Source organism: Sphingobium fontiphilum (genome assembly GCF_014196635.1).
GTDB lineage: Bacteria > Pseudomonadota > Alphaproteobacteria > Sphingomonadales > Sphingomonadaceae > Sphingobium > Sphingobium fontiphilum.
Window position 1 is genome coordinate 102,161 of sequence record NZ_JACIEB010000007.1, and the last position, 21,210, is coordinate 123,370.

Consider the following 21,210-nt stretch of genomic DNA (forward strand, 5'->3'; position numbering starts at 1 on the left):
ACCTTATCCTTTCCTTCTGGTGGTGGCACGGCGGCGCTCGTGAAAGGCGGGCAGCCAGTGACTGGGATCGTCGCCATGTTCGCGGCGAACCTGATCGAGGATTCCGACGGTTTCGGTGGTGCCCGAGAGCACGGCCAGCTCGTCGGACAGGCCGCCGAGATCCAGTTCCACCACGATGGAATCGTGACCCTGCTTGACCAGAAACCGCCGGCTTTCGGGGATTAGATCGTTTCTGATGAGCTTGAACTCGGCGCGGGTGAGGCCGAGTCCATCGATATAATCAACCTCTCGGCCGTGGGGGTTGGGCAAGAGGATCTTAGTGGCGACCTGCTCCATGATGCTGTGCGAGATGTCCGATCGCAGAGCGTCAGCCGGGCTTTGCGTCCCGAACACCAGGAAGGCATTCTGCTTCCGGTAGGTCTTCAGGCCGTCCTGCGCGAAGGCGCGGAAGGCATCATCGCCCAGCGCCTTCCAGAACTCGTCGATGTCGATTACGAGGCGACGGCCATCGAGCAGGGCATCGATCCGGTGGAACATATACATCATCAGCGGCGTGCGGATCTCGGGATTGTCGAGGAAATCCGTCATGTCGAAACCGATGAACCGGGCCTCGAGAGTCAACTCGTCCCGGTCGTTGTCGAACACCCAGCCAAGTGCGCCGCCGCGCGACCATTTCTCAAGCCGCGCGCCGATCCCTTCCGGATCGCGCTGTCCGAGCAATTGACGAAGCGCCAGAATGGACCGCTCCTCCGGGGGAAGGCGTCCGATCGAGAGGATACCCTCGTCGATCATCCGCTCCTGCGTGACGCCGAGCTGGATGCCTGAGGGGGTCACCAGATGCCGGATCAACCTGCCGAGGAAGACGATGTTGCCTGGAGTCTGCTCAAGCGCGCGGAGCGGCGCAAACCCGGTCGGCACGCCGTTGCGCAGCGCCAGATACGTGCCACCGGATGACCGCACATAGATCTCGGCCCCTCGGTCCTTGTCGATGAAGATCTGCTGCGCGCCGGTTTTCTCGAGCTGCGCCATCAGGAAATTCTGGACGACGGTCTTGCCGCCGCCCGACGGGCCGATGATCAGCGTGTGGCCAAGATCGTTCACATGGAAGTTGAAATAGAAGGGAGACTGGGCTGCGGTCTTCATCAACGCGATCGCGGCGCCCCAGTGATTGCCATCGGGCTTGCCGGCAGGGAAAGTGTGGAACGGCGAGAGCGCGGCAAAATTGCGTGACGTGATCGCCGCTGGCCGCGCACGCCACGCGAAGTTTCCGGGAAGCTGCGACCAGAAGGCGGCCTCCAGCGCCGGACCCTCCCGAGCGGCTACCAGACCCGCGTCGGCAAGGGCGGCGCGTGCGGTCGAGAGATTTTCGGCCAGGCGCTTTTGATTTTCACCGAAAACCGCGAGCGAGAAATGATGTTCGCCCAGGACGAACCGATTGCTCTGCAGATCGTCGGCCGCGTCGGCCAGCTCAAGCGCCTGGCTTGCAGCGGCATCCTCGGTCGAGGCCATCTGGTTCTGGCGACGGCGCAAGCGCTCCGAGGCCCGCGCTTTGCCCATGAACGCGAAGGACTGCGTTACGACGAATGCGAAATCTTGGCTGAGAAGCGCGTTCATCTGGCCCGGTCGCGTCATCGCCGGATATTCGCGGATGCCGAACAGGCCGACGAACCGGCTCGTGTCATGCGCCCGCACCTCGACTGTCTCGCGGCCGAAGATCACCCGTTCCCCATAAATGGCGGAACCGAGGTGGCCGCGGACCAGCGGCACCCTGCCGGCGCGGCCCATCATCACCAGTTCGAGCACCTCGAGCGGCTGCGAAAACATCAGGCCATTGTGCTCGTACAGGTGCAGGCGTCGGGGCCGGCAGCGTGCGAGGAGCTTCTCGATGTCGCGCGCCTTATCCTCGAAGCGCGCAAGCTCGTCCTCGTCGACTTCGGCCCCCTCCTTGCGCGCCGATGCCAGACGTCGAAGGAGCACGCCGGTACGGTCGGCCGATCCAACGGACGGGCGCATGATGAGCGTCAGGTAGAGCTCGTTCACGAACATCCGCTTGGCGGTCACCCGCGCGCGGTATTTTGCATCGAGATCGGCCGCAAAGGCCGAGCGAAACTCGCCTTCGGGATAGTCCGTGATCGGCCGGCGGACGATATGCGTCCAGATCGCCAGACGGTCGTCGGCGATATTGCGCAACGTGCCGTTGAGCTTTTCGTGCCAGTCGTTGAGATGGATTGGGTCGGCGGTCTCGAATGCAAGGCCGTCGAGCTTGAACATCATCATGAGGTCGCGCCCGTCGAGCGCAATGATGTTGTCGTCGATATGGCGCGCATAGGGGAGATAGCGCGCGGGGTCGGCCTCGTTCTTGAGGATCCGCCACGGCGTCCGGGCGGCAGCGCCGCCCAACGAGCTGGCCCGGCTAGCCATGCGCAAAGCCGCGGCGTTTCGCTCCATCGATCGGCAGGGGCGAGTAGGAGCTACCGCCCCACCATCCCCTGTTGCGGCAGCGTGCCTTTGTCGTTGTCCAGAGCCACAAGAGGCGGAAGGCGTTTGCGTCGTGCCGCACGATCAGCCGGGCTATGGCGAGAAAGGCCCCGGCTAGCGCAAAAGCGTAAAGCGGGTTGCCGGTGACGATGAGCGTCAGGCAAGCCGCCAGCGCGATCGGCAGCGACGCTTCGATCGGAACGCCCAACCACATTGTCGGCCGGGTCACGGCCAGGAAGAGCGTTTCTTCCTTAAGCTTTTCGTCGTCCATCCCAGCGCACTCACGCGCCGCCAGTGATGGTATCGACGATCCACTGCGCGCTGAACACGATGAAGATGCCGACGATGACGGTGACCAACAGCCCCAGGCTCGCTCGCCCGGTGAAGAACATGAAACCCACGATGACGACGGCGATCACTGCGATCGTTTTCGCAAAAGTGCCGGTCAGCCAAGTCTTGATATTCTCGGCCATCGAGGTGACGCCGTCGGCCGCTTGAGCATGGGCCGGATCGGTGAGCAGGAGCGACACCGCAATGACCGCGACAAAGAGTGCCAGATACTGCGCAAAAGCGCGCCGGCGCGGCGTCAACCATATCTTGGAATTGGTCGCTAAGGCAGTCATTCGGCTTGTCCTTTCGGTGAACTGTTGGATGCTCCCCCAAAGACCATCAATGATGCCGTCTGCGCCCTCGCAGTGGTGTCCCATGCCTCTTGGAAGCGCGGCGAGCGAACACCCGCCGAAGGCAGCGTAACTGTGGGTTCCGGCGTCACTAGCGCGGGCAAAGCGGCGGGTTCTGGCATCGCTCGACGCCTGATCGCTGGCACGACAACACTCGACGACGCATAGACGCGGCCGACGTAGCCATTTCCAAACCCGCGGGAACGACTGCCCGTGTTGTACATCGACATGGCGGTCGCGATGGCCGCCTCTGTAGAAGGGCTGGAGCGCGCGACGCTCAGATAGTTGGAAGCCAGCACGCGTGCGGCTGCGGCGAGATTGTGGCAGGGATCGAAGGCGTCCTCGACCGACAAGCCAAGCCACCTAAGATTTGCGCTGTTGATTTGCCCCAGACCCAGATCGATGTTGTATCCGCGGGCGATCAGCGATCGCGCGGCTGCGACAGCCGACGCCCGATCGCCGGGATTGGGCGCACGCACCCCCTTCGCATTCACGCCGATGGCATAGGGGTTGAAATGACTCTCGGTGTGGACGACCGACACAAGCGTTTCGACAGCAACCGATGGCGCACACTGCTGCGCGAGACCGACAACGGTCGCGAGCTCGAGGATCACTGTGGTGTGGTCCCGTGTTCGCTGGGTGACACTGGCAAGCTTTCGATATTCGCAAGCGAATAGGATTGCTGCCGCCCGTCGGTGAACGTCATCACCACCCGGCGCCGCGAAGCGGAATCGCGATCATAGACCTTGGTGTTCGCAACGCCGCCACCGGAGCAGCCGGGAAATGAACCGCCCAATGCCAGATGCTCCCAGAGCTTCACCATAGGCGGCACGCAGGCGGGGTACTGGGTCGCACCGCCCGGGTTCGAGAGGCAAAGCAAAACCTGGCAACCCAGATCGTTGGCGGACGCAGGAGCCGCCTCGGCGGACATCGCCACGATCGAAACGGCAAGGGCAAGGCGCAGGCGCTGCATCTGATTTCTCCGCTTTTCAGCGCCGCTGCATTAAAAATGCGCCGACCACTCTCCGTTGAAAATCACCTCTCTTTTGAACCCGGTGCGGCAATTTCGGGCAATCCCCCCACAAGGGGGGAGCGGAGGTGCAAGGTCGTGCAAGACGGCAGGAATGCAGGGCGGCGTTGATCGCCAGCCACCCCTTGAGCCTCAAGTCGGAGAGACCTGAAGCGCCAATTCGCTATGTGGGGGGCGACGCTGCTAGACGAGCGCGTCGATGTTCAGATGTCCGTCTCGGACAGCGCGAAGCACGAGCTGGGTCCGGCGACGCACGCCATACCGCCGGCGCGCACCTTCGACATATTCATGGACAGTGTCGCGGCTCAGACCCAGAATCTGTCCGATCTCCCAGTCGCTCTTGCCCTGTGCCACCAGATCAATGCAGTCGATCTGGCGCGGGCTGAGCGCTATCGGAACGTTTGCCAGTTCATCGGGACCGAGAAGGGCTCGAGCCTGGTCGAACGCAACCGTGCCAATCAATCGGGCAGAGAGAAGGTCGGGACTTGAGATCGTCTCATCGCCTTGCCGCGCTACTGTAAACATCGCGTCAGGCTCATCGCGCATCCGGATCGGCATGGTAAACCCAGATGCCAGTCCATGTCCGCGACCCCGTTCAAGGATCGAAAGCTGGCGTGCATTGGGCGCGATATAATCGCCGATTTGATCCCAGGTGAGGCCGGAGACGGTTTTGACGCAAGCGGCGTGAACCGGATCCTCAAGATAGAGTCGTGACTCCATGATTTCGTCGATCCACCGCACCGGATAGGTGGTTATTAGCAGGGCTTTGCGGGTGGTCCGCTTCAAGTCGACATTGTGCACCAATGCGAACCAGCGGAACCCGAACTGGCGCACAATACCATCGAGCAAGGATTTGAGATGATCGAGCGTCGCCGCCTGCCGGCATTCGGCTTCGAATGCGGTGATATCGCCCAAGCGGCCGGCATCTTCGAGACTGCTCATAGTGCGAATGATGCGCATTTCGATAGCGGTTTCGTCCAGTCACCGTTCGGCGAAGCCATTGAAAAACAAGACCGGATGCGTCCTGCGGGCAGCTCCCCGCAACAAATGCACAGGTCGTCCTAGCCTGGAGCTGCCCGGTGCGATGATGAAAGGGCGCGCGTGACACTTTACCTTCGGGCAAAGTGTCACAGCCGACAAAATGATGAAGCCACCGGCCAAATGGGATTCACTTCACCCCCCATATGTGCTTGATTCAATCCTGTTATGTTGCACGCTCCGGTCATCGGCGACAGCCACCAGCAACTGGATATGCCGTCCTTGTTGGAGATGCTTGCGCGGTCCTCGTCTCGGCCGCGCTATGCCTTCATGGTGCTCAACCTGATTGCCCAAGTTTCCCGTTCCGACGGCAGCGCCGGGCCGTTGGTAGCCAAAGGCGGCGGTCTCATTCCCTTGCGTGACTGGCTTTGCGATGCGTTGACGCCAATGGGGCAGCGCGACCCCCGGCGCGTAGCCCTGGAAGAGCGGATACGCAGCGATCTGGCAATGTCCGGCGCGTTGCCGATGGATGAGGGTCAGGCCACGGCTATGGTCGAAGACGCCATCCGTGAGCAGGTACGGGCTTCGGGCAAGACGAATGTGAGCCGGGCGGTGTCGGAGTTGGTGCGCGCTGGCTTGCTCAAGCGTCATTATCAAGGCTATTGCGTCGATCACCATAATCGCGGTGCGCAGCGCCAAGCCGTTTATATTTTGGCAGGGTGCGCCCGCGGTCTGATTGGCGGCAGACAAGAACAGCCAAGAGCGGTTCCACGCCAGGCTGAACTCGTGTTCTGATAGCCCCGGAATTGGAAGAATTTAACATAACTATTATTATCAAACTTAGAAGCTGTAAGCGCTAGATAGAAATGTCACCCCTCCGCTAGTTAGAGATGTCACTCTCGACGTCGGTGCGTGGGTCATCGGTGGCATGGTCATCTCCTGATTCAGGAGGTGCGCTTATGACGGTGATTGGCATGAGCCATGGCGAGCTTTCCCGTTACGATACGCTGTTGCGGGTCGAGCGCGGTGAACTGCGTGTTGAGGACGCTTCAGCACTATTAGGCCTGTGTCGAAGGCAGATATTTCGTCTGCTGGTACGATTACATGCGGCCGGTCCCGAAGGCTTGGTATCATGCAAGCGCGGTCGGCCGAGCAACCGGTGTTATGACGATGATTTCCGCGAGCGCGTTGTCGCGATCGTGCGCGAGCATTATCATGATTTTGGGCCAACCTTGGCCCGCGAGTATCTGGCCGAGCGGCACGACATCCATCTCGCCTGCGAGACGCTACGCCAGTTCATGATAAAGGCGGGTCTCTGGAAGGATCGCGATACCCGTCGCCCTCGCCCATATCAGCCGCGTTATCGCCGGGACTGCCGAGGCGAACTGATCCAGATCGACGGGTCGAAGCATTGGTGGTTTGAGGAGCGCGGGCCGCAATGCACCCTGCTGGTCTATATCGACGACGCGACCAGTGAGCTGATGCATCTCAGGATGGTCGAGAGCGAGAGCACCTTCGCCTATATGGAGGCGACCCGCGCGTATATCGAGCAGCACGGCAAGCCGGTGGCCTTCTATTCCGACAAGCACAGCGTGTTTCGCAATGCCAAGGCGACGGCGCGCGGTGACGGCATGACCCATTTTGGTCGCGCTCTCGATGCGCTCAATATCGAGATCATCTGCGCCAACTCACCGCAGGCTAAGGGCCGGGTCGAACGAGCCAACGCCACCTTGCAGGATCGGCTGGTCAAAGCGATGCGACTGGAGGGTATCTCTTCGATCGCGGAAGCCAATGCTTTCCTCGCCAGTCACATGGCCAGGCACAACGAGAGGTTCGCCCGCCCTGCCTTCGACAGCCGCGACCTGCATCGCCCGCTGGCGCCGCATGACGATCTGCGCGCGATCATGGTCTGGCGGGAACAGCGGACGGTGACGGCGGCGCTGATGCTGCATTACAACAAGGCGATGTTCATCCTGGAGCCGAATGAGGTCAGCCGGAAGCTGGCGCGCAAACGGGTAACGGTGTGTGAGTATCCCGATGGCCGACTGGAGATCGAGCATGAAGGGCAGGTCCTGCCCTACCGTCAGTTCGACAAGATGCGGCAGGTCAACCAGCCTGCCATCGTCGAGAACAAGCATCTGGATGCGGCGCTGCTGCTGGCCAGGCAAATGCAGGCGATCATGCCGCATCACCGCAAGCGCAACAACGACGCCCCTGCCCGTCAATCGCAGCCCACGCATCTGTTCCCTGAGCCAGAAGCGCCTCCGAAGATCGATCGTCGCAAACTGGGTGGCTCAAAGCTCAAGCGCGGTCCCAGACTTAGCGATGCACAGTTGCTTGAGCGCGGCACGCTCAAGTTCGTGAAAACCCGCTGACCGGGCCCGCTGCCTTCGCAGCGGGTCCATGGGCGCCCTTCCCTCAATGTCAGCGCATCAGCAGGGGCTGCGCTGCGCTGTTTCGATGGCTCCACGCAGCCCCTGCTGTTCCCCAACCTGTGACATTTCTATCTGGCAGAGATAGTGACTTCTCTAAATGGCAGGAACAGAAGCCGCTGGCAGTTCGCTTGTGATTTCGGTGCGGCCTGAGCGAAATTTCCGTCACGTTTGACGAGCCGCTGAGCGATCGATCTCGCGATTTACAGTCACGCCGCTTGCGTTGCCGTATCGCGGTACGTGAGCAGACGCAGCGCATTGACGACGACGAGAAGCGTCGAGCCTTCGTGCATCGCGACCGCCGGACCGATACCGAGGCCAAGGATCGTTGCTGGCACAAGGAACGCGACTACACCGAGGCTGACAAAAACATTCTGCCGGATGATGCCGCGTGTGTGGCGGCTCAAGCCCACCGCGAACGGGAGATGGGCCAGATCGTCGGCCATCAGCGCGACGTCGGCCGTTTCCAACGCGACATCCGAACCAGCGGCACCCATCGCGATTCCGACGGTCGCGGATGCCATCGCCGGCGCGTCATTGACGCCATCGCCGACCATTGCGACTTTGTCCTCGCCGGCGAGCTTCTTGATCGCGGCGACCTTGTCCTCCGGCATCAGATCGCCCCATGCCTCGTCGAGACCGACATCCTTGGCGACGGCGTCGGCGACCTTCTGGTGATCGCCCGAGATCATAATCATCCGGGTGATCCCCATCTCGCGCAGGCGCTTGAGGGCGACCTTGGCCGCCTCGCGCGGCGTGTCCATCAGCCCGATCGCGCCGATGTCCCGATCGCCCTTGCGCACGACCATCGTGGTGCGCCCGCCTTCGCGCAGGGTCGCGATCGCGTCCATTGCAGCCGCGTTCAGCGTGGGGATGCCCTCCAGGCCGAACATCTCGGCTTTGCCGATCCACACGGTTTCACCGTCGACGGTCGCAGTGACACCGCGACCGGTCAGGCTCTTGAGGTCGGTCGCGTTCGGCAGGCCACGGCCGCCCAAGCGCTCGCGTCCATCCTTGACGATCGCCTGCGCCAGCGGGTGATCGCTCAAGGCTTCGACCGCGACGGCGAGCGTCAACAGATCTTCCTCGCTCGCGCCGTCCACCGGCACGACATCGGTGATGCGCGGGCGGCCTTCCGTAAGGGTGCCCGTTTTGTCGAACGCGATCGCCTTCAATGAACCGAGGTTTTCGAGCGGAGCACCGCCCTTCACCAGCACGCCGCCGCGTGCCGCGCGCGCAACGCCTGAAAGCACCGCGCTGGGGGTCGCGATGGCGAGCGCACAGGGACTGGCGGCGACCAGAACCGCCATCGCCCGATAGAAGCTGTCGCGAAATGGCTCGTCGATCACGACCCACGCGAACAGGAGGATGAACGAGAGGGCCAGCACAGCCGGCACGAAGACGCGTTCGAACCGATCGGTAAAGCGCTGGGTGGGGGACTTTTGCGTCTCGGCCTCGCTGACCATCTTCACGACCTTGGCAAGCGCGCTCTCGTTGGAACGCCGCGTAACCTCGATCTCGATCGCGGCGCCGCCGTTGATCGTGCCAGCGAAGACCCGCGAAGTCGCCTCGACCGCATCGGGCTTCGCACGGGCGGCCCCGACATCGGCAACCGGCTCCTTGTCGACCGGGATGCTCTCGCCGGTAACGGGGGCCTGATTGATCGCGCTCGAACCCTTGATGACGAAGCCGTCGGCAGGCAGGCGCTCGTTGGGGCGCACAATTACCACATCACCGATTACCAGCTCCTCGACGGCAAGCTCCATGGTCTGCCCGTCGCGGCGCACCGTCGCCTTGTCCGGCGCGAGTTCGGCCAGCGCTTCTATGGCGCGCTTGGCGCGCCCCATCGCATAATGCTCAAGTGCATGGCCCAGGCTGAACAGGAACAGCAGGAGCGCGCCTTCCGCCCAAGCACCCAGCGCTGCGGCGCCTGCGGCTGCGACGAGCATCAACGTATCGATCTCGAATTTCCTGAGCTTCAGGTTGTCGATCGCCTCGCGCAGCGTGAAGAAGCCGCCAAAAAGATAGGCGCCCACATAGAAAGCGGTCGGCATCCACTCGGGCGCGCCCGCGACCAGCTTCTCGACCGCAAAGCCGATCGCCAGCAATGCGCCGCACACCAGCGCAAAGATCAGTTCAGTATTGGGGCCAAGAAAATTGGCGTGCGCGTGATCGTGTCCATCTCCCGGTCCATGCTTTTCGGCCCCTTCGGCGTGTCCGCCGTGACCGTGTCCGGCATGGTCGGAACCAGCCTGCTTTCCCGGCTTGACCTTGAGCTTGCCGAGCGCGGCGAGGATAGCGGTCTCGTCGATGCGCTCCTTGTCATATTCGACACGGACACTGCCCGAGGCGCTGGCGTCGGCCTGCAGCACGCCGGGAACCCGGCACAGGGTTTCGCTGACGGTGCGGGCGCGTCGTTCGTGGCCTATACCCTCGACCTGCCACGTCGCATGGCCATATCGTCCGCTAATCTCGGCGCCGGCTGCACGCACCATTTCGCGCACGCGCGACATCGGCAGCGTAGCGTTGTCGAAATGGATGCATAGCTTTGCGGCGGTCTCGCCATCGGCGGGAAGAACATGCGCCTGCTCGACGCCGGGCTTTGCTTTAAGTGTCGAGACAAGGCGGCCAACGCAAGTATCGGCCGCATCAGGGACCTGCGGCAGCAGGACAGGAATATCGAGTTCGAGCTTGTCGGTCATCGCATCTTCTCCGCGCTGATTTTTTCTTCTGCGCGAGCATCGCGCAGGATTTCCATGCCGCCCTTGACCGCGATCAGTGCGGTAGCCACGCCGACGAGTAGATCGGGCCAATTCGCCCCCAGCCACAACACCAATGCCCCGGCGATCAGGATGCCGCCGTTGGAGATGAAGTCATTGAAACTGAAGGTGGTGGCGGCGCGAAGGTTCACGTCCTTCTGCTTTAGCCGCTGGAGCATCCGCAGGCAGACATAGTTCACGACCGCCGCAACCGCCGACATCATCATCATCGTGGGTCCGATCGGCTCGCTGCCCTGGATATACCGGCGTCCGACATCGAGGAGAATGCCACCTGCGAAGATCAGCAGCATCACGCCCGATGCGCTCGCCGCCCGTGTTTTCCACGTTTGTCCGCGGCTCAATGCGATGAGGCTGAAGGCGTAAACGGCCGTATCGGAAAGATTGTCGACACCATTGGCGATCAGCGCGCTGGAATCGCCGAGCAGGCCGGTAGCGAAGAAGCCGATGGCGATCACTGCGTTGAGCAGTAGCACTACCCATAACGTCCGGCGCTCATCGGGCGCCTTACGAGCCGACGACCTCATGCCATGATCTCCTCGATCAGCAGGAGCGCGAGAAAGCCGACGAAAAACATGGCGCTGATCAGCGGCGAGTCCGGCTTTTCGTGGGCCTCGACCAGCAGTTCCTCGGTCACGAGGTAAAGCAGCGCCATGAGCCCGAAACTCAGGAACCCGGTGATCCATACCGGCGTCAACAACGCAACTGGCTGTGCGAACAGCGCGCCGATGGGCAACAGCAACGCCAGCGCGCAGGTCAGGCCGATCGCCTTGGCCTTGCGATAAGTGCCGGCAAGGTCGTTGGTGAGGGTCAGTGCAAGGAACAGCACCTCAAGCGTCAATGCGACGGCGAGCAGCGTGCCCGCCTTCTCGCCGGCGATAAAAGCGAGACCCAGGACCAGACCGTCGATGGCAAGGTCGAGTCCTATCGCCGCGAGAAGGGCGACGGGTCCCTTGAAGCGGCTTTCCGCTGCCTTCAGGCTCAGCATGACGGCGACGCCGAGTGCGCCGCCGATCAGCGTCGCGCTCGGAGAGCCACCGTGCTTCACCAGCGGCAGGATTTCCGTGGCAGCGGCTGCGAACACGACGCCGGCTGCCAGATGCTGCATGGCCGCGACCAGCTTCTCGCCGGGGGACCGCCAACCGGCAAGGATGGCCCCAAACAGAATCGCGACCATCGGGATGAGTGAGAATTTGAGAGCGGCCATCGTCAACGCTCCACGATGATGTCTGGAGTGGTCATAGGCTCGTGGCCTTCGTGCACACGATGGTTGGCTGTTCGGCATCCTCGATCCTGATCTCGTTACCCGAGAAGGTAGCGCTGGCCGTATCGCCGACATACTGGAGGCCCTGCGCGGGGGCGGTCAGCACAAGAGGTGCCGCATCCGCAGCCCGCCGAATTTCAAGGGTCAATCCCTCATCCTTGAAGTCGATGAGAAGCGTGCGCTTGTCGTCGCACCGATACGGATGGCGGCCAGAAGTGCCGCTTGCGTCCGCGCTATCATTCGCGTGGATTTCCTGTTCCGTCGGCGGCTTGGTCGTCGGCTGCTCCGAACATGCAACCAATGCCATTGCGCCCGCGACGATGCCGACCGTCCTTGAACGAAGCGATGTCATGATGGCCTCCGGTTGCTTCTGAAGCCGTTCCGAGGCGGCAAGGTCCGCCCCTTCGCGCTTGGTTGAGCCGCCAAGCGCCGCAGGTATCGTTCCAGGCCAGCGTCCGAGCGGACGAGACTGACCTGGATCGTGCCCCGCATCATCGCTGCCAGGGGAACGCCAAGGAGCCCGGTAAAGTGCAGGCTATGCCGCACGCGTGTCCCCGTTGCCTCCATCTCCAGAGTGTAAGTCTCCTCGAACAGGAGGAGCTTGGGAACACCGGCGGTCCAGGCAAACATGCGGGGTTTGTCGATGCAGATGATGTCCGCCTTGGCGGTTATTTCCTTGTCGAGCTTGCCGATGCGGAAAATGTAAGCGGCCTCGCCGCCCTGAACCGCAGTGCCGGAAAGCTGAATGAAGGGCTTCCACCGCGCATGACCGGCAAAGTCGGTAAGAACCGACCAGATGCGCAGCGGCGATGCCTTGAGGCTCGTCACATTTTCGATCACTGACACCTCATGCCTCCTTCCTGGGCGTGGTGGGGGAGGACGAATCCTTGCCCTCCCCTGTCCGATCATGTGTGCTGCGGCAGCGACGCTGCCTCGTCTCGCTCGTCATCCTTCGCCGCTTGCTGCCCGAAACGCGCGTAGAGCGTCGGCAGCACGAACAGCGTCAGCAAGGTTGCGGAGATGAGACCGCCGATGACGACGGTGGCGAGCGGCTTTTGCACTTCCGCGCCGGCCCCGTTCGCGAACGCCATCGGCACGAAACCGAGGCTGGCGACCAAGGCCGTCATCACGACGGGACGAAGCCGCTGGATCGCCCCCGTCCGCGCAGCTTCCGCCCGGTCCATGCCGGACCGGATCAGGTCCTGCACCGAACTGACCATGACGAGGCCGTTAAGGACCGCGATGCCCGACAGCGCGATGAACCCGACCGCTGCAGAGATCGAGAAGTCCATGCCCCGGGCAAACAGAAGCAGTACGCCGCCCACCAAGGCGAACGGCACGCCGGTGAACACGATCGCGGCATCACGTGCCGATCCCAATGCCCCATAGAGCAGCATCAGGATCAAGATGAAGCAGGCCGGGATCACGAGCTGAAGCCGCTGGCTGGCGGACTCAAGATTTTCAAATTGCCCGCCCCATTCAAGATAGCTGCCAGCGGGCAAGCGCACGTTCTGCCCGACGGCCGCCTGTGCGTCCGCCACCACGCTGCCGACGTCACGTCCACGCACGTTCGCCTGCACGACGACGCGGCGCTTGCCGTTCTCGCGACTGATCTGGTTCGGCCCATCGACGACGCCGATACTGGCGACGCTGGACAGCGGCACATAGCCGCCCCCGGCAATCGGCACCTGCACCTGTTCGAGCTGGCGCAGATCGGCGCGCTGCGCGTCCGACAAGCGGATGACCACCGGGAACCGGCGATCACCCTCGAAGATCATGCCGGACTCGCGGCCGCCGACGGTGGCGGTGATCGTGTCCTGCACGTCCTGCGCGGTGACGCCGACCCGCGCCATCGCGTCGCGATTGACGCGAATATCGAGCATCGGCAGACCTGTGGTCTGCTCGACCTTCACGTCCGCCGCCCCTTGCGTCTTGCGCAGAACGCCGGCGATCTGTTCGGCGGTGCGGTTCATGGCAACGAAGTCGTCGCCAAACACCTTGACCGCGATGTCGCCGCGCACGCCGGCAATCAGCTCGTTGAACCGCATCTGGATCGGCTGCGTGATCTCGTAGGCGTTGCCAGGAATCTTGCCGAGCAGGCCTTCCAGTCGCTCGACCAATTCCTCCTTGGCTAGCTTGGGATCAGGCCATTCATCGCGGGGCTTGAGGATGACGAACATATCGGTCGCGTTGGGCGGCATCGGGTCCGATGCCAGCTCGGCCGTGCCTGTCTTGGAAAAGACGAAGCGCACCTCGGGCTGCTTGGCGACAATACGCTCGATCGGCACCTGCATGGCCTGGCTCTGTTGGACCGATGTCGCCGGGATACGCAGCGCCTGGATGAGCAGATCGCCCTCATCGAGCTGGGGCAGGAAGACTTGCCCCAGCGTAGTGAAGGCCAGCGCCGCCGCGACGAGGCTCACAACGCTTGCGCCGATCGTGAGCGACGGGCGCTTCATGGCCTTTTCGAGACCCGGTTCGTAACGGGCTTTGAGCCATGAGATGATGCGCCCATCCTTCTCCTCGACCCGCTTGGACAGCCAGATGGCAATCGCCGCCGGCACGAAAGTCAGCGACAAGGCAAAGGCGAAAAGCAGGGCGATGATGACCGTCAGCGCCATTGGCACGAACGTCTTGCCCTCCACGCCCGTGAGCGTGAGCAGCGGGACATAGACAAGGATGATGATTGCCTGCCCGTAGACCGAGGGCCGGATCATCTCGCGCGCCGCCGTGGCAACGGCTTCAAGGCGCTCCTTCATGCTGAGCAGTCGGCCTTCATGGTGCTGTTGCTCCGCGAGGCGGCGCAGCGCGTTCTCGACGATGATGACAGCGCCATCGACGATGAGACCAAAGTCGAGCGCGCCCAGGCTCATCAGATTTGCCGAGACACCCAGACGCAGCATGCCGAACCCGGTGAGCATCATTGTCACCGGAATCACCGCCGCCGCAATGAGCGCGGCGCGGAAATTGCCGAGCAGAAGGAACAGCACGACGATGACGAGCAACGCGCCTTCGGAGAGGTTCTTGGCGACCGTCTTGATCGTCGAATTGACCAGCGCGGTCCGGTCCAGAACGGGTTGCACCACGACATCAGGCGGCAGCGAGGCGTTGATCTCCTTCAGCCGATCAGCGACCGCCGTCGCCACGTTGCGGCTGTTCTCGCCAATCCGCATGATCGCGGTGCCCACGACCACTTCGGTGCCGTTCTCCGAGGCCGAGCCCATGCGGATCGCCTGGCCGGTGCGAACGGTGGCAACCTGGTCAAGGGTGATCGGCACCCCTTCGCGGGTTGCTATGACGGTGCGCGACAGTTCGGCCGCGTTGCGCACCAGAGCGTCGGAGCGGACCGCCAGACCCTCGCCGTTGCGGTTGACGAAGCCGCCGCCCACGCTGGTGTTGTTCTTCTCGAGTGCGGTGCCAAGATCGGTGAGCGTGATGTTCAGGGAAGCGAGCTTCTGGACGTCGGGGACGACCAGATACTGCTTGGCATAGCCACCGATGGAGTCGACGCCGGCAAGACCCGGCGTGTTCTTCAAAAGCGGCGTGACGATCCAATCCTGCGCGGTGCGCAGATAGGTTGCCTTGTCTTCCTCGCTCGTCAGCCGTTCGCCTTCCGGCGTGATGTAGCTGCCGTCGGGCTGCTGACCAGGCTCACCGGGACGGTGCCTGTCATCCTGCCGATGGTCGAGACGGACGGTCCACATATAGACCTCGCCCAGTCCGGTCGCGATCGGTCCCATTTCGGGGTTCACGCCGTCGGGCAGGTTTTCCGCGACGCCCGCCAAGCGCTCGCCCACCTGTTGGCGGGCGAAATAGATATCGGTGGACTCGTCGAAGACCGCCGTTATCTGCGCGAACCCATTGCGGCTGAGCGAGCGCGTGTTTTCAAGGCCGGGAATGCCCGCAAGCGCGGTTTCGATCGGAAACGAAACCTGCTTCTCGACCAGTTCGGGCGAGAGCGCCGAGGCGCGGACATTGATCTGGACCTGGTTGTTGGTGATGTCCGGCACCGCGTCGATCGGGAGCCGGTAGAGTGAATAGGCACCGATTGCGGTGGCGACGGCGGTGAGAAGCAGGACGAGCCAGCGCTTCTCGACCGCCCATGTGACGATACGGGCGATCATGGCATCAATCCTCGTGCGCCGCTTCGCCCTTGCCGAGTTCGGCCTTGAGCGTGAAGCTGCCGGTAGTGGCGATCTGTTCGCGGCCGGTGAGACCAGAGCGGACGATGACTGTGTCGCCGGCAGCGTCGCCCAGCGTGACCGGGGTCGCCTGGAACCCCTTGGCCGTGCGGACAAAGACCACCGATTTGCCTTCGACGGTCTGAATGGCCGTCGTCGGCACGCGTACCGCAGAGCTTCCGGCATTGCCGCTCAGCTGCACCGCGGCAGTGACGGGTTCGCCGACACGCCACTGCGCGCCGCGATTGTCGAGCGTCGCGATAACCGGCACTTGCCGGGTCTGGGGATCAAGCGCGGGCGAGACGAAGGTTATGCGCGCGCTGGTCTGCCTGCCCGGCGCCGTTACCGTCACCACGTTCCCGGGTTTGACCCTGCCGGCGTCTTCGGGCTTGAGGTTCAGCGCCAGCGATACCCGGCCAAGATTGGCGATACGGTACAGTTCCGCGTCGGCTGTAACCGTCTGGCCCAGCACGACCGGACGCGAGATGATCTGGCCGGCGATCGGAGCTGTGATGCCGAGGCGGTTGAGGCCCCCCCCGCCCCCGCCCCCGCCGCCGCCGCCGCCGCCGCCGCCGCCGCCAGCGGCCGAGACCTGACTTTGGGCCTGGCGATAGGCAATCCTTGCTTCGGTCGCAGCCGTTCGCGCCGCAATCAGGTCCTGTTCGGGCGACACGCGCTGCGCGAACAGGCGCTGTTCGCGTGCGAGGTTGGAATTGGCGAGTGCAAGCCTGGCGCGCGACGCTTCCACCTCTCCCTTGAGCTGTGCCGCTTCCCTGCTTTCGATGACCGCGATGGTTTCCCCCCTGCTGACCGACTGGCCCAGATTGCGGGTCAATGAAACGACGCGGCCTCCGATCGCGGCCGAAACGACCTGCGTCCCTTGCGGATCACCCTCGATAGTTGCGGGCAGTTCGATCGTACCGGCTCCGCCTGTCATCGGGCGCGCGATCTGGACCCCGGCGGCCGTGATCTGGTCGGGCGTGAGCGTCACGGCCCCTTCGTCGGCATGCGCTTCTTTATCGCCGCCCTCGTCGGCATTGGCAGATGCTTCATTGGTTGCAGCAGCATCGCCGCCTTCGGAGCTACCGCCGCAAGCGGAGAGCAGCAAGGCGAGGCCAAGCGGCATCGCGCCGCCCATAAGGATGGTCTTCATCGGTCGGTATCCCCCGAAATCGTGGTTGCCGTCGCGGGGGCGGTCAACCGCTCCAGTTGCGCGCGTGCATTTTGATAATTGGCGAGTGCGTCGATCGCGGCGACGCGCGTCTCGGCAAGAGTGCGTTCGGCCTCCAGCAGGTCGAGCTGGCCGAACTTGCCTTCGCGGTAGCCGATCCGGGCGATCCTGGCGGCTTCCTGTGCCGCTTCCAGCGCCGGTCCGGCTGCAGCGCGGGCGGTCGTCGCCGCGTTTGCGGCCTCCGCCTGCGCGTTCGTGATCGCCTGCTCGACATCGAGGGCGGTAACACGCCGTAAGGCTTCCGCTTGGCTTCGCTGCGCGCTCGCCTGCGCGATGGCCGCGCGGCCATTGTTGAACAGCGGGATCGGAATCGAGATCGAAAATACCGCAGCGGTGTCGTTGGACGCTTCGAGCCGCCTTAGAGCCGGGCCGACGTTGAGGTCCGGCACCCGGTTCGCCCGCGCCAGCCTCACGCCGGCATCGGCGACGGCTAGATCGGCGTCGGCGGCGGCGAGCGCCAAAGTGTTTGCCGCCGGCGGCGTCTCGACGGGACCAAAGGTCAGCGCCGGGAGCTGATCGAGAAGCGCGGCATCGAGCATCCCGTCGATAGGTCGTCCAATCCGCCGTGCCAGGTTCGTGCGCGCTGCTTCGGCCAGCCGTGTCAGCCGTTCCACATTGGCATCGGCGTTGATCCTCGTGACATCGGCGCGCTGCTGTTCGAGCGGCGAGGCCCGTCCCGCCTGAACCCGCACACCCGCGCCGCGCAGCACTTCGGCGGCAATGCGCGCTTGATCGCGCGCTGTTGCGAGCCGGCGTTCGGCCGCAACCGTATCTATATAGAGCTGCGTCACTTGCAGACGAATGTCGCTCGCGGTGATCGCTGCCTGAAGTTCGGCACGCGAAAGCTGGGCGCTGGCAACGGCGACGCGGGCACCGCGCTTACCGCCCAGCTCGATCGGGATCGCAACACCGACGGTCGTCTCGGCACTTTGCAGACCCTTGTATGGGCCAGAGCCGGCAACATTCTCGACCTGGCCCTGCAGGACGGGATTTGGCCGTAGCCCAGCGATCGTCCGCTCGGCCTGAGCCGCTTCGATCGCTGCTGCAGCTGCGTCAACAGCAGGTGCCGAGCCGCCCGCAGCCAGCACAGCCTGTTCTAAGGTATAGACGCCGAGCGGTTGCGCGGCCGCGGTAGCCGGCTCCGTCTGCGCCTGCGCGATCGCCGCGCAGGACGTTACGGCCAATAAGGCCGCGATGACACGATGCATGGATAAAGAACTCCTGACGAACCTTGAGAACCCACCGGTCGATGCCGGAGGAAGCTAGGGAGTCGTCAGGCTTGGGGAGGGCGTAGCGCCGGGTCGGCCGCTGCGGTGGCCAGAACTATCGCCCGGCTCGGCCGCATGATTGATCCAGCCAAAGCCTGCCCAAAGGACTCGGCCTCCGCCAGCGGAGCCGCGACATGATGACCATGGCAACTGCCATGATGGTGGGGGTAGCCCTTGTCACCATCGGCGGGCACTTGGTCGCCATCGCCCTCGGTGTGGCCGATTTCAGCGGCGCTATTGGCATCAATACAAACGATCGGCTCCATCGCGTGCGAGACCGATCCGACCCCAAGGGTCAGGAACACGGCCAAACAGGCGAAAAGGATCGTCAGTCGATGCATCTATCTGCTCTTTAACAACTATAGGCTCGTGGAGGCCAGCGAATGTTGTGCCGAACCTTCATTTGGCGGTTTCGGGCGCAGTTCTGAACGGGCCTGACTGATGATTTGCAGGCCGCCCCAGATACCTAGGCCCGCCATGATTAGGGCAACAGCGAGATCCGGCCAAGCCGTGCCCGTACCAACGACACCGGCGGCAGCGAGCAAGACCGCAAGATTGCCGATTGCGTCGTTGCGCGAGCAGATCCAGACTGAGCGCATGTTGGCGTCGCCACTGCGGTAGCGATAGAGCATGAGCGCAACGCTGCCATTCGCGATCAGCGCGATCACGCCGACGATTCCCATCGTCTCGGCCTGCGGCACGCCGCGGCCCAGCGCCGCAAGCACCGTCGTGACGAGGACATAAAGGCCGAAGGCGAGGATCGTGCCGCCCTTGAGCAGCGCGGCACGCGACCGCCAGCCAAGCGCCAGACCCGCGACCCCGAGGCTGATGGCATAATTTGCAGAATCGCCGAGGAAATCGAGCGCGTCCGCCTGTAGCGATCGCGACCCCGAAGCGATGCCGGCGACAATCTCGCCCAGAAACATCGCCAGATTGATCGCGAGCGCGATCCAGAGCATGCGGCGCCAGCGCGGATCCGGCGTCGGCGGTACGTCGGACTGGCAGCTGTTACAGACCATGATCATCTACTCGAACAAGCATCATGGACTCTCTATGCACCCTCTAGCTACTAGAGGGTCAAGGCAAATCATCGTGGTTGTCCCCGGCTGCATCAGCCGACCGCCACAGCGGCACGGCGCCGGTTGAGGAGGAAGCCACCAAGCACCGCGATGAGCATCAGGAGCTGCGCGCCCATTGACTGCAAGGTCGGGAAGATACCGAGCATGGAGACGCGGACGCCGCCGCCAAGCGGCGCGATGTCTATGATGCCGGCTTCCTGTAGCGCCGACACGCCCTTGCCGGCGAGGACGATGGTAAGGATCGCCATCAACCACGCGCTGTAGGCGAAGAATTTCGCGATCGGCAGGTCGCGGCTGTAGCGCAGCATGGCCCAGGCGAGAAGTCCGAGCAGCAGCGATAGCCGGTTGATGCCGAAGCTGAGCGTAAAGACGAGGGCGAGTGGTGCGAAGACCGCGATCCATCCGAGCAACGTCGGAGCGCCGCTCGCCGTGAAAAATACGGCACGCACGCCAGTGCTGTTGACAACGAACAAGGCGACGATCCCGGTCAACAATAGACCGCTGGCCATGTAGTTGTAGACCGCGAGCATATATGCTCGCAGTCCCGCATGAAAGGCGGCCGCAGGCCCCTTCGGGATTGCGCGAGCAGCAAGCGGCGATGTGGTCGGTTTCAACGGATCTGCCATGGCCAGTGCTCTTTCTCGGTGTGGCGATTGCGTGTTCCAGTCAGCTCGGCGATGCGACCGATCAAAAGGTCGCGGCCGGCAGGAATTTCATTGTTGATCCGCGCTTGCGTCACGCGTCGCACCGAACAGGCGCGCAAGGTGGGGCACAAACGGTGGAACGGTCTTTGTGTAGCGACGATAAGCATCGCCAAATTCGGCGAGCGCCTCACGCTCTTCGGCCCGTGCCAGACGCAAATACATGACGACAAGTACTGGAAACATCGCCAGCGTGAGGATGGTCGGCCACTGCAGCAAGAAGCCGACCATCACCAATACGAACCCATCATACTGTGGGTGGCGAACCAAGCCATAGATTCCGGTGGTAGCGAGCTTATGCCGGCGCTGGCTTTCATGAAGCGCCGTCCATCCAACGGCGATCAGCCAGAAGCCGGCGCCGATCAGCACGAAGCTGGCAATGTGGAACAGCCCGAAATGAGGGTTGATGCGCCAGCCAAACATCATCTCGAGGAGGTGGCCGGCGTCGTGGCTCCACCAGTTGACGCCGGGGAAGTGGGACTGGAGCCATCCTGAAAGCACGAAAATCGTTAGCGGGAACCCATACATCTCGGCGAAGAGGGCGACGATGAACGCGCTGAACGCTCCGAAACTGCGCCAGTCGCGCTTGGTTGCCGGCTTGAAGAAGCTGAATGCGAACAGGATGAACACGGCTGCGTTGACCAGCGCGAGCCCCCACAGGCCGTAGCCGTAATCGATATGCGTCATCGCGGCTCTCCCTCGGCGCGCTCATTGAGATTGGCCAGCGGGGCGCGGCCGGTCTCCTGGTCATGAGCATGCTGATGACCGCCATGACCATTATGCATGAACAGGTGCATGAGCGGACAAGCGAGAAGAATCAGGTAGGGGAGCAGGCCAAAAAAGTGCGCGGTGTGCTCAGTGATCAGGAAGAAGCCGGCAACGAGCAGAAATCCGATCAGGACGAACGTCCCGCGCCGGCGTATCTGATGGTCATGATCGTTCATACCGCTCTCTTCTGGTCAATGCCCGACGAGCATAGATCCCGGTCCAGAAGGCGCGGTATAAGTAGACACCGCAGCGGACCGCGCGGGCGGCGGTGCTCCCTGCGGTTCAGCCCTGCCCGCCCAGCGTAGTCCGCCTTTTCATCGAAGCCAGGGCGGCTCCGCGTTAC

21 protein-coding genes are annotated in these 21,210 nt (G+C 63.1%); 2 read left to right on the forward strand and 19 right to left on the reverse strand.

Going from position 1 to position 21,210, the window contains the following annotated elements; all coding sequences use genetic code 11:
• Positions 1 to 3: 3 nt before the first annotated feature.
• The 6 genes from GGR44_RS14250 to GGR44_RS14275 form a co-directional block, all read right to left on the reverse strand.
• Complete coding sequence (locus GGR44_RS14250) at positions 4 to 2,421, reverse strand: VirB4 family type IV secretion/conjugal transfer ATPase (RefSeq protein WP_183956185.1); 2,418 nt, start codon at positions 2,419 to 2,421, stop codon at positions 4 to 6.
• Positions 2,414 to 2,749, reverse strand: a complete 336-nt coding sequence (locus GGR44_RS14255) for a VirB3 family type IV secretion system protein (RefSeq protein ID WP_183956186.1) — start codon at positions 2,747 to 2,749, stop codon at positions 2,414 to 2,416. The genes GGR44_RS14250 and GGR44_RS14255 overlap by 8 nt, the downstream gene beginning before the upstream one ends.
• A gap of 10 nt (positions 2,750 to 2,759) precedes the next feature.
• Positions 2,760 to 3,101 (reverse strand): TrbC/VirB2 family protein, encoded by a 342-nt coding sequence (locus GGR44_RS14260; protein WP_183956187.1) that lies wholly within the window; start codon positions 3,099 to 3,101, stop codon positions 2,760 to 2,762.
• Positions 3,098 to 3,772 (reverse strand): transglycosylase SLT domain-containing protein, encoded by a 675-nt coding sequence (locus tag GGR44_RS14265; protein WP_183956188.1) that lies wholly within the window; start codon positions 3,770 to 3,772, stop codon positions 3,098 to 3,100. Before GGR44_RS14265 ends, GGR44_RS14260 begins: the two co-directional genes overlap by 4 nt.
• Positions 3,769 to 4,131, reverse strand: coding sequence for a hypothetical protein (locus tag GGR44_RS14270; RefSeq protein ID WP_183956189.1), 363 nt, complete (start codon positions 4,129 to 4,131; stop codon positions 3,769 to 3,771). Before GGR44_RS14270 ends, GGR44_RS14265 begins: the two co-directional genes overlap by 4 nt.
• 240 nt (positions 4,132 to 4,371) lie before the next feature.
• The gene (locus GGR44_RS14275) at positions 4,372 to 5,130 is read right to left on the reverse strand and encodes an autoinducer binding domain-containing protein (protein ID WP_183956228.1); all 759 of its coding nucleotides are present in this window, start codon (positions 5,128 to 5,130) and stop codon (positions 4,372 to 4,374) included.
• 264 nt (positions 5,131 to 5,394) lie between these two features.
• On the opposite strand from GGR44_RS14275, the gene GGR44_RS14280 reads away from it, so the two are divergent.
• Both GGR44_RS14280 and GGR44_RS14285 read left to right on the forward strand, forming a co-directional pair.
• Entirely contained in the window at positions 5,395 to 5,961 is a 567-nt protein-coding gene (locus GGR44_RS14280) for a hypothetical protein (protein WP_183956190.1), read from the forward strand.
• 164 nt (positions 5,962 to 6,125) lie between these two features.
• Positions 6,126 to 7,541 (forward strand): ISNCY family transposase, encoded by a 1,416-nt coding sequence (locus tag GGR44_RS14285; protein ID WP_183956191.1) that lies wholly within the window; start codon positions 6,126 to 6,128, stop codon positions 7,539 to 7,541.
• Positions 7,542 to 7,807: 266 nt separating this feature from the next.
• Here GGR44_RS14285 and GGR44_RS14290 read toward each other — a convergent pair whose 3' ends face one another.
• The 13 genes from GGR44_RS14290 to GGR44_RS14355 form a co-directional block, all read right to left on the reverse strand.
• Positions 7,808 to 10,300: a heavy metal translocating P-type ATPase gene (locus GGR44_RS14290; protein WP_183956192.1), complete on the reverse strand. Its 2,493-nt coding sequence runs from the start codon at positions 10,298 to 10,300 to the stop codon at positions 7,808 to 7,810.
• Positions 10,297 to 10,902, reverse strand: coding sequence for a cation diffusion facilitator family transporter (locus GGR44_RS14295; protein WP_183956193.1), 606 nt, complete (start codon positions 10,900 to 10,902; stop codon positions 10,297 to 10,299). Before GGR44_RS14295 ends, GGR44_RS14290 begins: the two co-directional genes overlap by 4 nt.
• Positions 10,899 to 11,582: a ZIP family metal transporter gene (locus tag GGR44_RS14300; RefSeq protein WP_183956194.1), complete on the reverse strand. Its 684-nt coding sequence runs from the start codon at positions 11,580 to 11,582 to the stop codon at positions 10,899 to 10,901. Before GGR44_RS14300 ends, GGR44_RS14295 begins: the two co-directional genes overlap by 4 nt.
• Positions 11,583 to 11,613: 31 nt before the next feature.
• Positions 11,614 to 11,991, reverse strand: coding sequence for a hypothetical protein (locus tag GGR44_RS14305; protein ID WP_183956195.1), 378 nt, complete (start codon positions 11,989 to 11,991; stop codon positions 11,614 to 11,616).
• Positions 11,988 to 12,485: an SRPBCC family protein gene (locus GGR44_RS14310; protein ID WP_183956196.1), complete on the reverse strand. Its 498-nt coding sequence runs from the start codon at positions 12,483 to 12,485 to the stop codon at positions 11,988 to 11,990. The genes GGR44_RS14305 and GGR44_RS14310 overlap by 4 nt, the downstream gene beginning before the upstream one ends.
• 59 nt (positions 12,486 to 12,544) lie before the next feature.
• A complete protein-coding gene (locus GGR44_RS14315) occupies positions 12,545 to 15,763 on the reverse strand; it encodes an efflux RND transporter permease subunit (RefSeq protein ID WP_183956197.1) in 3,219 nt (1,072 codons plus the stop codon).
• Positions 15,764 to 15,767: 4 nt separating this feature from the next.
• Positions 15,768 to 16,973 carry an efflux RND transporter periplasmic adaptor subunit gene (locus GGR44_RS14320; protein ID WP_183956198.1) on the reverse strand — a complete coding sequence of 402 codons (1,206 nt, stop codon included), beginning with the start codon at positions 16,971 to 16,973 and terminating at the stop codon, positions 15,768 to 15,770.
• Positions 16,970 to 18,259, reverse strand: a complete 1,290-nt coding sequence (locus GGR44_RS14325; protein ID WP_183956199.1) for a TolC family protein — start codon at positions 18,257 to 18,259, stop codon at positions 16,970 to 16,972. The genes GGR44_RS14320 and GGR44_RS14325 overlap by 4 nt, the downstream gene beginning before the upstream one ends.
• Before the next feature lie 65 nt (positions 18,260 to 18,324).
• Positions 18,325 to 18,660 carry a hypothetical protein gene (locus GGR44_RS14330; RefSeq protein WP_183956200.1) on the reverse strand — a complete coding sequence of 112 codons (336 nt, stop codon included), beginning with the start codon at positions 18,658 to 18,660 and terminating at the stop codon, positions 18,325 to 18,327.
• 18 nt (positions 18,661 to 18,678) lie between these two features.
• Positions 18,679 to 19,338, reverse strand: a complete 660-nt coding sequence (locus tag GGR44_RS14335; protein WP_183956229.1) for a cation efflux transmembrane domain-containing protein — start codon at positions 19,336 to 19,338, stop codon at positions 18,679 to 18,681.
• A gap of 92 nt (positions 19,339 to 19,430) precedes the next feature.
• The gene (locus GGR44_RS17230; protein ID WP_425511327.1) at positions 19,431 to 20,024 is read right to left on the reverse strand and encodes a hypothetical protein; all 594 of its coding nucleotides are present in this window, start codon (positions 20,022 to 20,024) and stop codon (positions 19,431 to 19,433) included.
• A gap of 87 nt (positions 20,025 to 20,111) precedes the next feature.
• Complete coding sequence (locus tag GGR44_RS14350; RefSeq protein WP_043153233.1) at positions 20,112 to 20,786, reverse strand: methyltransferase family protein; 675 nt, start codon at positions 20,784 to 20,786, stop codon at positions 20,112 to 20,114.
• Positions 20,783 to 21,043: a DUF2933 domain-containing protein gene (locus GGR44_RS14355; RefSeq protein ID WP_043153230.1), complete on the reverse strand. Its 261-nt coding sequence runs from the start codon at positions 21,041 to 21,043 to the stop codon at positions 20,783 to 20,785. The genes GGR44_RS14350 and GGR44_RS14355 overlap by 4 nt, the downstream gene beginning before the upstream one ends.
• Positions 21,044 to 21,210 lie beyond the last annotated feature (167 nt).